Source organism: Klebsiella sp. 141251, assembly GCF_050600725.1.
In the GTDB taxonomy this organism is placed as follows: Bacteria; Pseudomonadota; Gammaproteobacteria; order Enterobacterales; family Enterobacteriaceae; genus Klebsiella; species Klebsiella aerogenes.
The window spans coordinates 21,281-34,552 of record NZ_JAQIRG010000009.1; the positions used below are offsets into that span (position 1 = coordinate 21,281).

Below are 13,272 nucleotides of genomic sequence, written 5' to 3' on the forward strand. Positions count from 1 at the left end.
GGATCTGGCCCGGCGGCGCCTGCCATGCTCTATCAAACGCTAAAGGAGGCGCTGGCGACAGCGACCTGTACCCTATGAGTATTTCAATGACAACAAAGCTCAGCTACGGATTTGGTGCCTTTGGTAAAGATTTCGCTATCGGTATCGTTTACATGTATCTGATGTATTACTACACCGATATTGTTGGCTTATCGGTTGGGGTGGTTGGCACCTTGTTCCTGGTGGCGAGGATCCTCGATGCGATAGCCGATCCGATCATGGGATGGATCGTCAACTGCACGCGATCGCGATGGGGGAAGTTCAAGCCGTGGATCCTGATCGGGACTATCACCAACTCGGTGGTGCTGTATATGCTGTTCAGCGCCCATCACTTCAGCGGCGGATCGCTACTGGCGTGGGTGTGGCTGACCTACCTGCTGTGGGGCTTCACCTATACCATCATGGATGTGCCGTTCTGGTCGCTGGTGCCGACCATTACCCTTGATAAACGCGAACGTGAACAACTGGTGCCTTACCCGCGCTTTTTCGCCAGCCTTGCCGGGTTTGTGACCGCCGGCGTCACGCTGCCGTTTGTCAGCGCCGTCGGCGGCGCCGATCGCGGCTTCGGTTTCCAGATGTTTACCCTGGTGCTGATTGTCTTCTTCGTGGTCTCCACCCTCGTTACCTTACGCAACGTCCATGAGGTTTACTCGTCGGATAGCGGCGTGAGCGAGGATTCCAGCCATCTTTCACTGCGCCAGATGGTGGCGCTCATCTATAAAAACGATCAGCTGGCCTGCCTGTTGGGCATGGCGCTGGCCTATAACACGGCGGCGAATATTATCGCCGGCTTCGCGATTTATTACTTTACCTACGTTATCGGCAGCGCGGAGATGTTCCCGTATTACATGTCCTACGCGGGGGCGGCGAATTTGCTGACGCTGATCCTGTTCCCACGGCTGGTGAAAGGGCTGTCGCGGCGCATTCTGTGGGCGGGAGCATCTATCATGCCGGTGCTGGGCTGCGGCGTGCTGTTGCTGATGGCGCTGAGCGGCGTTTACAACATCGTGCTGATTTCGCTTGCCGGGGTGCTGTTGAATATCGGCACCGCGCTGTTCTGGGTGCTACAGGTCATTATGGTGGCCGATACCGTTGATTACGGCGAATATACGATGAATATCCGCTGCGAAAGCATCGCCTACTCGGTGCAGACGCTGGTGGTCAAAGCCGGTTCGGCGTTTGCGGCCTGGTTTATCGCCATCGTGCTCGGTATCATTGGCTACGTGCCGAATACGGCGCAATCGCCTCACACGCTGCTGGGGATGCAGGCGATTATGATTGCGCTGCCGACGCTCTTTTTTGCCCTGACGCTGTTTCTTTATTTCCGTTATTACAAGCTGAATGGCGATATGTTGCGACGTATTCAGATTCACCTGCTGGATAAATATCGTCGGGTACCGGAAAATGTCGTCGAGCCGGAACGGCCGATTGTGGTACCCAATCAGGTGTAAAAAGCGTGCGAAAACCGCTGGCGAAAGAGGGGAGGGATGCTCTCTTTTTGCGCAAAAATAGCGTTTAAAACAGACAGAAATGAAAATCTTAAGTTCTCTGATTTGTCTCTCATAGTTCTCTCTTTGAGCTCAATGGGTTAATTGAAATCTCCATTGTTTCTCAAATAAAACTCAGAATTGTCTCTTTTTCGTGCTCTTGCGCTGCTTTTTAACTCTTGCTACTCTTTTTGGGTCTTAAATTTTCTCTTATTTGTCTCAGTGATGGAGCAATGCGATGCGCATTTTTATCGATGATGGTTCAACCAATATCAAAATGCTGTGGGAGCAAGATGGCGAAACTTTCACCCATATCAGCCCCAATAGTTTCAAGCGCGGCTGGTCTGCCACTTTCGGCGCCGGGAAGCCATTTAACTACACCGTGGATGATGAAAAGTACTCTTTCGACCTGATCACCCCCGATGCGTTACCCACCAACAATATTGATTGGCAATACAGCCCATTGAACTCCATCGCTGTCCATCATGCGCTGCTGACCAGTGGTCTGGAACCGCAGGATGTCGAGATTGTGGTCACCCTGCCGCTGACCGAATTTTATGATGAAGATGCGCAATATCGTCTTGATAACATTGAGCGTAAGAAAAAGAGCCTGCTGCGCGAGGTTAAACTGAATAAAGGCGTGGTGTTCAATATCACCAAAGTCACCGTGCGTCCGGAATCCATTCCGGCGGGTATTAGCCTGTGCGATGAGCTTAAACCATCTCATTCGGTGCTGATTGTCGACCTCGGCGGCACCACGCTGGATATTTCGATGGTGGCGGGGCAGATGACCTCGGTTTCGCGCATTTACGGCGACCCGAAGCTGGGCGTGTCGCTGGTGACCGACGCCGTTAAGCTGGCGCTGGCCCGGGCGAATACCGATACCTCGAGCTATAACGTTGACCAGATAATCATCAACCGCCACGACGAAGAGTATTTGACCGATAACATCAACGATCCGGATGCGGTATCGGAGGTGAAAAAGGTTATCTCTAATAGCATCGAACGCCTGACGACTCGCGTTCTGACGGCGATTGATAGTTTTAAAGGCTATTCGCACGCCATCGTGATTGGCGGCGGCGCGCCGCTGGTTGCCGATGCGATTCGCGAACGCATGGGTCTGCGCGAAGATCGCTTTGTGGTGGCCGACGAGCCGCAGTTCGCCCTCGTGCGTGGTCTGAAAATTATTGGTTAAGGAGCGTCTATGACTCTGGACCGCAGAAAGGTTCTGATTTACCTGCGCCCGGATATCAGCGCCAGCGAGCGCTTTGCGGACGCGAAAATTGAGGCCCATCATCGCGGCGATCGCGGGGATATGTCGCGTACGGCGCTGTTGGCGGGGTTAGCGTTGGGTGAAGTTGATAGCCGGCTGCCGTCAATGCTGGCGGCGCTGCTGGCGGAAGATACGCCGCCGGAGACGTTGCGTAGAATGCTGGCCTCGTTTCTTGAGATTCAGCCAGCGTCTTCCGCTGCGGCATCCGCGCCAGCGGCTGCGCCGGTTAAGGCGCCCGAGCCGCCAGCCCCGGTGAGCGAGAGCGTCTCCGCGCGTAATCTCGCCGGTTCGCTGCCGGATTAAGCGCTTTGCCGGTTTGTGCTTCTAGTGCAATGGGTGGGCCCAATGCCATTTGTAGATACTGTTATCGGTTTGCAACCTTTAGCTTGAGAAAAGCGTTTATCTCGTTTCGCTCCGGAGGATATTGCGCTCCCGGTTAATTTTTCTGCAATATGTTTTCCGTGGCGCAGGGAGCGCACAGAGGGCGGCCAGTCGCCGCCGCCCTCTGTACTCCCGGGCTCTGGCCGCCAAAATCGCCACTTCGTGGTACCTTCGACTTATCGCGGCAGGCTTCGGGTCGGGCCGAGGCTGCGTCCCTGCAAGTCACGGCCCTCAGCCCGCATCCATGCGGGCTGCCCCGGCCAGCCGGGAACGTCTCAGCGATTTTGAGGCCACCAGCACCGGCAGTTGCAGCCAGCATGGTGAATAAATTAAAGGCAGGCCGCACAGACCGTAGGCCGGATAAGGCGTAGCCGCCATCCGGCGCAAAGCGGTTCCTTATCCGCGGATATTGCCCGGCGGCGCTGCGCTTGCGCGGGCCTACAGATCCAGTGCAATGGTGGGCCCAGTGCCATAGGTAGCCCGGGTAAGGCGGAACGCCGCGACCCGGGAACTCCGCTTAGCTGTGGGTCAAAAAGCGGGCCAGTCGCTGCTGCAGCAGGCGATTCTCGCGGGTTAGGCGCGCATTTTCATCCAGCAGCGTCAGCGCCACCGCAATCCCCGGCCAGTCCAGCTCCAGCTCGTTACGCAGGCGCACCGCGCGATGCACAATCGTTACCGCGCTGTCGTCAAACAGCCAGGTTTCAGCCTGCGGCTGGTGTGGCTCAATCATCCCTAAGCCGACGATCTCCGTCAGTTCCTCTTCCGACACCCCGGTGCGCAGGCACAACTCGGTGATGGTAAACGTCACTGTTACTTTAGCCATCAGGCTTTCCCCCATGTCTTACGCGGATCGAAGCTGGCTTCGCTTTCGGCGAGCTGCTGCCAGAGCTCACGCGCTTTTTCATCTGGTTTTGGCGGCATGACAATTTTGATGACGGCGAACAAATCGCCGGTGTGGGTTTTGCTCACCAACCCTTTGCCCTTGATGCGTAGCCGTTGCCCTGCCTGGCTGCCCGCCGGTATTGTCAGCAGAATGCTCTCTTTTAGCGTCGGTACGGTGACTTTCGTCCCCAGCGCGGCTTCCCACGGCGCCAGCGGCAGTACGATCTCCAGGTTATGACCGTTGATGTCGAACAGCGGATGCGGCGCGATGTGAATCACCAGCCACAGATCGCCATTTGGGCCGCCGTTTTCGCCCGGTGTCCCCTGGCCTTTCAGGCGAATACGCTGGCCATCGCTGACCCCGGCCGGAATTTTCACATTCAGCGTTTTCGGCGTTTCACTCTCAACCATGCCGAAGACGTTATAGACCGGCAGCTTGTAGCTGATGGTACGGGTCTGTTCGGTGAGGGTTTCTTCGAGGAACACCGCCACTTCGATTTCGACATCGTGGCCGCGCTCGGCGCGCTGGCGGCGGGCGTGATGCGCCTGCTGGCCGAACATCGAGGAGAAGATATCGTCGAAGTCCTGCTGGCTGTAGCTTTGTTCGTGGGCGTGCTGCTGGCGGTTGAACTGCGGATCGTTGCGGTGCTGCCAAAGTTGGTCATATTCGGCGCGACGCTGATCGTCTTTGAGGACTTCCCATGCTTCGGCGAGATCTTTGAATTTTGCTTCGGCATCGGGTTCTTTGCTGACGTCGGGGTGATATTTACGCGCCAAACGGCGATAGGCGGTCTTGATGGTTTTCAGATCGTCCGTTGGCTTAACCCCTAGAATGGTATAATAATCCTTTAATTCCATGGTGTTATCTCATTTATGCTCAAAAATCTGGTCACAGAATCCCTGGATCAGGCGGCTCTATTAAGAGTAGGGCAAATGAGAAAGGGTGGCGGAGAAAAGTGGCGAAAACTTGACGCCGTCGGGGGTGACGGCGTCCAGTGATTATTCCGGGGTGCCGGAGCGGTAGTTGCGGCGCCATCCTTCCAGCAGCACCAACGCCGCGCCAATGGCCCCGGCAACAAAATGTAGATAATTCGGGGAATTGGGGAACAGCTGAACCAGGGTCGGATCGGTTATCATCATTGAACCGGCAATCCAGCCAATCAGCGCGCCGCCCAGTAATACGACCGAGGGAAAGCGAGTCAGGATTGCCAACACCAGCTTACTACCGGCGACAATAATCGGAATGCTGATTAATACCCCCAGCGCCACCAGTAACAGATGGCCTTTACCGGCGGCGGCCACGGCCAGTACGTTATCCAGCGACATGATGACATCGGCGACGGTGATGGTGACGGCGGTGCGCCACAGGCTGCTTGAGCTGCTGATATCGCTCTCTTCTTCTTCGTTGGCGACCAGCTTAACGCCAATCCACAGTAGCAGTAACGCGCCGACGATTTTTAGCCACGGCAACGACAACAAATAAATCGCCACCGCCAGCAGCACGACCCGTGCGATAATCGCGCCGAGAGTCCCGATAACAATGGCTTTGGTGCGCAGATGCGCCGGCAGCTTGCGGCAGGCCATGGCGATGACCACCGCGTTATCGCCGCCTAATAACAAATCGATGGCGATGATTTGTAGCAAAATAACGGCGAAGTCCCACTGACTCAATATTTCGTTCATGCCTGGCTCGTATTGCAAATAATGTCGATCAAAAAAAGATGGGCGCAGGGTACTCTCGTTCTTCGCCCCTGACCACCCTTCAAGCCGTAGGGAGAATAGTGGCGTCTGACAAATAAAGTTACGAATCAATGCATAGACTGACAATGATTCGCCGCCAAAGGATGATATTTTGTCCGATTAGGCTCACCTGCCGTCTACTTTTTCGTAAGGACTTTTCAATATGTCTGGCATCAAGAATTTACTTATTCTCGCCCTGGCGGGCGCTTCCCTGCTGCCGGCGCTGGCCAGCGCCGCTGACGCGCCGGCCGCGACTTTCACCGCGGAGCAGGAAGCGCGCATCGGCAAAATCGCCGCTGACTACCTGGTCGCCCACCCGGAAGTGCTATTGCAGGCCAGCCAAAAGCTGCAGCAAATTCAGGCGGAGCAGCAGGCCAGCGCCGCTACTCAGGCGGTAATCAAGAATGCCGACAAGCTGACGCAGGATAAGGCCACGCCAACCTACGGCCCGGCTAACGGTAAAGTCACCGTTATCGAGTTCTTCGATTATCAATGCATCTACTGTAGCCGCCTTGCACCGGTTATGGAGCAGGTGATTAAAGATCATCCGCAAACCCGTTTTGCCTTTAAAGAGTGGCCGATTTTCGGCAGCCGCTGGGCAACCTCGCTGGACGCGGCGAAAACCGGCCTGCAGATTTATCAGCAGAAAGGGGCTGAGGCCTATCTGACTTACCACAACGGCGTTTACGCTACCGGGCATAACGAAGGCAAACTGACGGCGGCGGACATCCAGCAGCAGGCGAAAAAGGTGAACTTTGACGCCAAAAAAGCGGCGGATGTTGAACCGGCGCTGGAAAACATTAACCAGCTGGCGCAGGAGATTGGCTTAAGCGGTACGCCTGGCGTGATTGTCATGCCGACTACCGGCGCGACCGAAGCGACCATTACCGTCTTCCCGGGACTGGCCGACAAAGCCTCGCTGGATGCGGCGATTAAGAAAGCCGGCGGTCAGTAATCTCACCGGGCTGAAAGAGGAAAGGCCGCGCGTGATGCGGCCTTTTTGGGGGGCCGTTACCGTTCGACCTCCTCGTTCTGATTGATTTTCAAATCAATAATTCTGCCAATCTGATCATGGTATACCGTCAGCAGGTTATATTGGCTCATCTCGGAAATGATCTGCGGCGCGATATTAAAGCTCTCCGCCAGCTCTTCATGGCGCAGCGAGGCCATGCTGCCGTGCCGCCGGGCGTTATAACGGCGCAGATTGTACTGATACCACAAAATCAGCAGCCAGCCGTTAATTGCCGCCACCAATAAATAGACCAGCACGGTATTAAACGACGCCATAATTGCGTCCCAGCTGTCGTTACCGCGCTCGGTAAACTGCATCAGCAGGTTGGCATACATAAAAAAGGCGAAGCCGGCCCACGCGATGGCAGTTAACACGCCGTCAAAGATCCGCGGCAACATGCGATGCTCGGTTAATATCAGAGTTTGTTCGTTCATGACATTCTTCCTTTACCTCTATCAGGGCTGACCCAGCGAGCCCTGGCGCGTTTACGTTTCAACATGACTTTGGGGAAGGCGACGATGGTGGTTAACAGGCCGATCATCCAGTACACCATCGGAAACCAGATCACCCAGAACAGCGAGCCGGCGACGCCGCGTTCATAGCGCCTTTCGATGTACAGGCTGGCGATAAACTGCAGCAGACACATCACCCCCAGCAGTAGCCCGGTAAATTCCGGCGGAAAAAGGCTGCGGACGGTCAGGTTCTCCGGCAGCGGGGCAAAATGGCTGGCGATGAACAGAAAAATGGTGACCGCATAGGCGAAGGCCCACAGCGTGGAGAGCGCATATTCGAGGAACAGCGGCCACATTCGGTGGTGTTCCCAGCGAAACACGCGGCGCAGATTGACCAGGAAAACCTCGGCGCCGCCCTGCGCCCAGCGTAAACGCTGTTTCCACAGTCCCTTCAGCGTTTCCGGCATCAGGATCCAGCACAGCGCCCGCGGCTCGAAGAAAATCGCCCAATGACGTAGCTGCAGCTTCCAGCTGATATCGATATCTTCGGTGATCATATCCGGGCTCCAGTAGCCGACGTCCGCCAGCGCCTGGCGACGAAAAGCGGCAATCACCCCGGAGACGGTAAACACCCGGCCATAAATACGCTGGGTGCGCTTGATCAGCCCGATTATCGAAGAGAACTCGCCGACCTGAATGCGGCCAATCAGCGTCGAGCGGGTACGAATACGCGGATTACCGGTCACCGCGCCGACGTGGGGGTATTGGATCAGCGGCGCCACGAGGTAGGCGGCGGTATCGCGGTCGAGCAGGGCATCGCCGTCGATACACACCAGTAAGTCCCCGCGCGCGGCGGCAGCGCCGGCTTTCAGCGCTACCGCTTTCCCCTGATTTTCAGCCAGGTGAATCACCCGCAGCAGAGCGTACTCTTCCGCCAGTTGATTAAGCACCCTGGCGGTATCGTCGGAGGAACCGTCGTTGATGGCGATCACCTCAATGTTGCGATAGCGCTGCGCCAGCGCAGCTTCGATGGTCTCGCGGGCATTTTTCTCCTCGTTAAAACAGGGAATCAAAATGGAGATCAACGGATCGCCCGCAAGCTCCGGCGGCGGCGTCTCTTTACCCCATGGCCAGTGGCGCTCCAGTTGAAACCAGAAGTAGAGCCCGCCGGTTATCCACAGCACCGACATAAACAGCGGCCAGAAGAAGACGAAATCCAGTATCAACTCGCCGGTGAAAACGGCGGCCACGCCCAGCGGTAGCCCGAAAACCAGGCATAAAATCGAAAATGCGATAATGCGATCAGTCATTGTTGGGATACCAGTACGATGAAAACAGGGGCCTGATTTTTGAGATATCAGGCTGATTATTAAGAAAATCGTCGGGGTAGTAGCCGTAATTGTTGACGCCGTTGAGCTGTAACGTCCGCATCCAGTCAACCAGCTGTTGGTCAGGGATGGCGTTCTGCTGCGGGAGAGTCCAGTCTTTAGCCTGCAGCTCAAAAATGGTTTTCTTCAATGCGCCCGGTCTGGCGCTGACGGCGCGCACCAGACGCGCCAGCCACGCATCGCTTTCCGCAACCGGAACCGATTCCATCAGCGGCATCGCCATCGGCACCGTCCAGTCGTAGGCCGTCAGAAAATCATCGAGATTCTGCGCGAACCAGGCCTCGCTTTCCGGCTGCAGGATCGGCAGGGCAAAGATATTGCGCGCGGTTCTCACCTGCGGGCCGCGGATCTCTTTTACGCTCTGGCTGAGCGTGCGGGTGAAGTCGATAAGCGCCTGGCTTTTAAACCGCGTCCAGGCATGCAGCGTGGCGGGATTTTGGCGGATCTGCGCGATATCCTCCCAATGGCCCGCCGCCCGCCAGGCGGCCATCGCCCCGGCGCCGGCATCTTCATAATCCGTCAGCACCGCGTCGTCGTGGAACAGCACGCCATCAAAGGTCGCGTAGCGGGCAAGGTCTTGATAAATATCGCGGATCTGATCGCGCACCTGGCTATTCCATGGCGATAGCCGTACATAGGGGCGAGTGGCCTGGCGCAGCGTGTTGCTCTGCGCATCCCAGCGCTGTACGCGCGGTAGCGAACCGTTCAGATCGAACGCCAGCACCGGCATCCACGCATACACTTTGGCGCCGCCGCGCGTTTGTAATTGCCAGGCGACGAAGTTGAAGAGATCGGCGCGCATCGGCAGGCGGCGGTTGGGGAAGTAGAGCGCTTTCACCGTGCCGTCGCCGAGCGGATCGGAAAAGGCCTGCAGGAAAACGTGAGTGATTTTCATGTCGTAGACACGCTGGATCAGCTTATCGATATTTTTGCGCTGCTGAACCGGGTCTTTATCGTAGACATAATCGAGATCGACGTGCATCACCCGAACCGGCTCACGCTCCTGGATTTGCGTCACCTGGCTGGCGAAGGCCTTGATCGACGGATTGCCGGAGATAAGCAGACGGGGAATGTTATCCAAATCCCGCACATCGCCCAGACCATCGCCGAGGGTAAACGCCAGTTGATAGCCGCGGCTTTTCGCGATAGCCAGCGATGTGCCGTTGGCGGCGCCGTAGGGCCATACCCAGGCGCGCGGCGCTTTGCCGGTGACGTCGGCGATTTTGTCGCTCACTTTGCGCACGTCGGTATCGATGCGCTGGTGAAACTGCTGGTCGCTTTCGTAGCGTCCGCTGGCCTTATCATAAAAACGGTTGGCAACCGCCGGTTCGCGGCTACCTTGCGGATTGGCCTGAATACCGTAGTGCGAAGCCCAGGTATGCGCGCCGATTTCAACCAGCGGCGATTGCGCGAGCTCGCGCACCATCTCCCAGGTGGCGAAACGCTCGCGCGGAGTCATCAGACCGCCGAAATCGACTTTTTTCTGCTCCGGCGTATCGACCCAACTGCCTACCGGCGCCCATAGTGCCGGGACGTTCCAGGCTTTTAACAGCGGCCAGACCCGGGTGTAAAAACTGCTGTAGCCATCATCGAAACTCAGCAGAAATGCCTTTGGCGGCAGCGTGATTAACCCCGCGTTGGCGTCGAGAATATTTTGCACGCTGACGGCCTTATAACCATTGTGCAGCAGCCAGCCGATTTGATCGTTGAGCGCGCTGGTACGCACCGCCAGATAACGCTGATCGGCGGCATCGTCTTCTACATCGTGATAGGCCAATACCAGAAACTTATTCTGTGGCCAGGGCTTATTCGCCTCAGGCTGCGGCCGCGCGTCCGGCGGCAGAAAAGGAATCGTTTCTGCGCGAAGCGCGCAGGTCATCAGGAGCCAGCCGATAACCATCAGGCTGATGCGGATACTTTTGTTGACCATGTTTATCCTTAAAACCGTAAATTCGCATCAAGGGCAATGGAGAGATTGCTTTCGCGTTTGCCGTCGTAGGGACGCTTGTCCCAGTTCAGCATCACGCCGGTGTCGATCACGTTGTTCCAGCGAATACGCTGGCCGTAGCCGAGCATGGCGATAGCGCCGGTCGAATACGCTTTTTGCCAGTAGGCGCCGCCGCCTGCCGCAAGCTGCTGGCTCCAGACGGTATCGTAGTGCTGATACATGACGTGATCGGCGACCAGCGCCGAGGTGGCGGCGAAGTCGCGTTTCGGGTTGTAGTACAGGGTATCCGCCCGGCTGTTGACGCTGGCGGAGAGCCCAGGTTCCAGATCGAGCGTGATGGTTGGCGATTGCCAGAGCCGCTCTTTGCCGGAGATTGTATATTCCTGACGACGGTTGTGGTCGGAGAAGCGGGTGGCGGCGGCGCTGAAGCGATATTCGCGTCGTTCGTTTTGATACCAGCGAACCCAGCCCTCGCCGCGGTTGGCGCTGATACCGTTACGCAGCGCGCGCAGCGGCGTCTGCCGCGACAGACGTTCGACCTCGCCGCCAATTTGCCAGTTGTCGTTGAAGCTTTGCCAGGCGGAAAGTCGGGCGCCGGGTTTGTTGTCGCCGGCGAAATTGTTGTTGGAGATTTCCAGTTCAGCCCAGGCATCGCGCGGGCGCCATTCGATGCCGCCAAATAGCTGGCGGCTGGAGCCTTTTCCTTCATCAAAATTCCCTTTGGCGAAGCGATTACCGGCGAAAAGTCGCCAGTTATCCGCGATTGGCGGGCCGTAAATCGCCGCATCCCAGCTAAAGTCGTGGCTACCGCTGACCGGGTTATCCGAGTGGATCCCTTGCGTGCTGTTAAGGCGCAGTTCCGACATATGGTGCACCTCGCGAGCGCGAGCTAATTTTTGCGTGCTCAGGTCTTCGGGGCTGCGCGCCAGCAGGTCATCGGTTAATAGCTCCATCTGCCGCCACTCCTGAAGATCCATCGCCACGTAGGCCTGCTGACGTTCGAGGGGGATGTTCGAAGGCTCCAACGCTTCCGCCGCTTTCAGTTCCCGTTCGGCGGCGCGGGGTAAACCACGCGCCTGTAGTATCGCCGCGTAGTCAATGCGCAGCCCCTGATTACCGGGCGCGGTGGTGGCCAGTCGGTCGGAGAGCCGTTCGGCTTCCGGCAGCGCGTTAGTACTCAGTAGATACTGTACCTTCAGCGATTGAGCGTTCAGCCACGGGTCGTTTGGCTGCGGCGTCGGCGAGCCGTAAAGGCGGCGGGTGTAGGGAACGCCATTCGTCACTTTAGCGAGATACTCGCGGGCGGCCTGATACTGGCCGCTATCCAGCAGCGCATAAAATAATTCATGCTGATCATCTTGCGGGTCCGGCCGGTAAAGTGGATGTTGGCGGGCGATCGCCAGCGCGGCCTCGACGTTTTGTTGTGCAAGATAAGAGGAGATAACCCAGCCGATGGCCCAGTCAGGGACGGGCTGTTGAGCGGCGGTCAGCGACTGATATTCCTTAATGACTTGGGCGTAATAGCCGCGGGTGTATAGCGCGCCGAGGCGGTCAATACGCGCGCGGGCAAGATCCTCTGCGGCCTGCGGCTCCTGACGCCAACGGGCGAACAGCGCGTCGTAGCGGTTGAGCGCCGTTTGCGCGAGGCGAAAGCGCTCCTGTTCACCGCGGGCCGGGGTGTGCGCCAGCCGTACCCACTCCGCCGCCGCGTCCATTTCTAGCTTTCGCTGCTGCGCGGGCGTTAAGGTGGTTTTCGCTGACCATTGCAGCGCAGGCGAATTGATGCGATTGCTGCTCAGGCTATCAATCAGGCTATTGAGCGTTTCTCTGTTTTGCGGCGCGAGTTCCTGCGCGCGCATATCGGTGAGCAGCTGGTCCCAGCTTTTTCCCTGACGTAAATAGACGTAGGAGAGCGTCTGCAGGTGAGCGGCGCTGGGGGTGGTGGCGACCAAGCGGCGGGCTTCACTTAGCGCCTGCCCGTCATGGCGCGCATCGGCCAGCGTTTTAATCCGACCAATAAGATAATCGTCGTTCATCGGCTGCTGGCCAATTGCCTGATCCCAGAGCGCCAGCGCTGAAGACCACCGTTTTTGATTACGGAAAGCCTGTGCCGCTGCCGCCGTACCGCGTGCCGGTAGCGCCATATAAACCTGATAACGCTGCCAGACCTGGATTACTTCCTCATCACGTCCAGCCCAGGAGGCAATTTGAAGCCAGTCGGCGACTTGCTCAGGCGTCAAAGCATGTTGTTGTTGATATTGCTGAAGATAATCGAGAAAAGGGGAGTAATTACCTTCACGCGCCTGTAGCACATGCCGATCATATATCGACTCAGCCCCCTGAGCCAGAATAGGCGTTAACAACAATAAACTAATTGAAAGCGAGAATGTCGTGCGGCGATAAAAGAATAACTTATTGAAACGAGTTGATCTTCCCATAACTATTTACCATATGTCCATCAAGAATCCATTGCACAACACGTCGGCCTTTTAGCTGAATGCAAAAGGATGGGGTAATGAGTTTTTACCTGACGGTACGCGACTGCGATTACTTATTTAAGGTAATAAAATATCTCCTCGCGATAACGGGGTGGCGATTAATGTACACCTGATATGTTTGCCTGAAAATATGCCAAATAATAGGCCTGTAGTTTTAAGATAAATCTGGAAA

At 56.7% G+C, this 13,272-nt stretch carries 12 protein-coding genes; 4 read left to right on the plus strand and 8 right to left on the minus strand.

Annotated features, from left to right (window positions below; translation table 11 throughout):
* Positions 1–74 precede the first annotated feature (74 nt).
* The 3 genes from melB to PGR09_RS19165 all read left to right on the plus strand — a co-directional run bounded on the left by melB (position 75) and on the right by PGR09_RS19165 (position 3,102).
* Complete coding sequence (melB, locus tag PGR09_RS19155) at positions 75–1,490, plus strand: melibiose:sodium transporter MelB (protein ID WP_430916427.1); 1,416 nt, start codon at positions 75–77, stop codon at positions 1,488–1,490.
* A 274-nt stretch (positions 1,491–1,764) separates the two neighbouring features.
* Positions 1,765–2,721: a plasmid stability protein StbA gene (locus PGR09_RS19160; protein ID WP_015368687.1), complete on the plus strand. Its 957-nt coding sequence runs from the start codon at positions 1,765–1,767 to the stop codon at positions 2,719–2,721.
* Positions 2,722–2,730: 9 nt separating this feature from the next.
* Positions 2,731–3,102: a plasmid partitioning/stability family protein gene (locus PGR09_RS19165; protein ID WP_047065955.1), complete on the plus strand. Its 372-nt coding sequence runs from the start codon at positions 2,731–2,733 to the stop codon at positions 3,100–3,102.
* A 309-nt stretch (positions 3,103–3,411) separates the two neighbouring features.
* On the opposite strand, the gene PGR09_RS19170 is transcribed toward PGR09_RS19165, so the two are convergent.
* The 4 genes from PGR09_RS19170 to PGR09_RS19185 all read right to left on the minus strand — a co-directional run bounded on the left by PGR09_RS19170 (position 3,412) and on the right by PGR09_RS19185 (position 5,745).
* Positions 3,412–3,558, minus strand: coding sequence for a hypothetical protein (locus PGR09_RS19170; RefSeq protein ID WP_320483100.1), 147 nt, complete (start codon positions 3,556–3,558; stop codon positions 3,412–3,414).
* Between the two features lie 139 nt (positions 3,559–3,697).
* Complete coding sequence (gene cbpM, locus PGR09_RS19175; RefSeq protein WP_015368685.1) at positions 3,698–4,003, minus strand: chaperone modulator CbpM; 306 nt, start codon at positions 4,001–4,003, stop codon at positions 3,698–3,700.
* A complete protein-coding gene (gene cbpA, locus PGR09_RS19180; protein ID WP_047046356.1) occupies positions 4,003–4,920 on the minus strand; it encodes a curved DNA-binding protein in 918 nt (305 codons plus the stop codon). Before cbpA ends, cbpM begins: the two co-directional genes overlap by 1 nt.
* A gap of 141 nt (positions 4,921–5,061) precedes the next feature.
* Positions 5,062–5,745, minus strand: coding sequence for a TerC family protein (locus PGR09_RS19185; protein WP_045396487.1), 684 nt, complete (start codon positions 5,743–5,745; stop codon positions 5,062–5,064).
* 220 nt (positions 5,746–5,965) lie between these two features.
* On the opposite strand from PGR09_RS19185, the gene PGR09_RS19190 reads away from it, so the two are divergent.
* Positions 5,966–6,757: a DsbA family protein gene (locus PGR09_RS19190; protein ID WP_015704089.1), complete on the plus strand. Its 792-nt coding sequence runs from the start codon at positions 5,966–5,968 to the stop codon at positions 6,755–6,757.
* Positions 6,758–6,813: 56 nt separating this feature from the next.
* On the opposite strand, the gene pgaD is transcribed toward PGR09_RS19190, so the two are convergent.
* From pgaD to pgaA, 4 genes are read right to left on the minus strand one after another with little or no spacing between them, the layout of a single operon-like run.
* Entirely contained in the window at positions 6,814–7,248 is a 435-nt protein-coding gene (gene pgaD / locus PGR09_RS19195) for a poly-beta-1,6-N-acetyl-D-glucosamine biosynthesis protein PgaD (RefSeq protein WP_315712205.1), read from the minus strand.
* The gene (gene pgaC, locus PGR09_RS19200) at positions 7,245–8,576 is read right to left on the minus strand and encodes a poly-beta-1,6-N-acetyl-D-glucosamine synthase (RefSeq protein WP_047046346.1); all 1,332 of its coding nucleotides are present in this window, start codon (positions 8,574–8,576) and stop codon (positions 7,245–7,247) included. Before pgaC ends, pgaD begins: the two co-directional genes overlap by 4 nt.
* Positions 8,569–10,554: a poly-beta-1,6-N-acetyl-D-glucosamine N-deacetylase PgaB gene (gene pgaB / locus PGR09_RS19205; protein ID WP_380377833.1), complete on the minus strand. Its 1,986-nt coding sequence runs from the start codon at positions 10,552–10,554 to the stop codon at positions 8,569–8,571. Before pgaB ends, pgaC begins: the two co-directional genes overlap by 8 nt.
* A gap of 38 nt (positions 10,555–10,592) precedes the next feature.
* Positions 10,593–13,040 (minus strand): poly-beta-1,6 N-acetyl-D-glucosamine export porin PgaA, encoded by a 2,448-nt coding sequence (gene pgaA / locus PGR09_RS19210; protein WP_316423234.1) that lies wholly within the window; start codon positions 13,038–13,040, stop codon positions 10,593–10,595.
* Positions 13,041–13,272 lie beyond the last annotated feature (232 nt).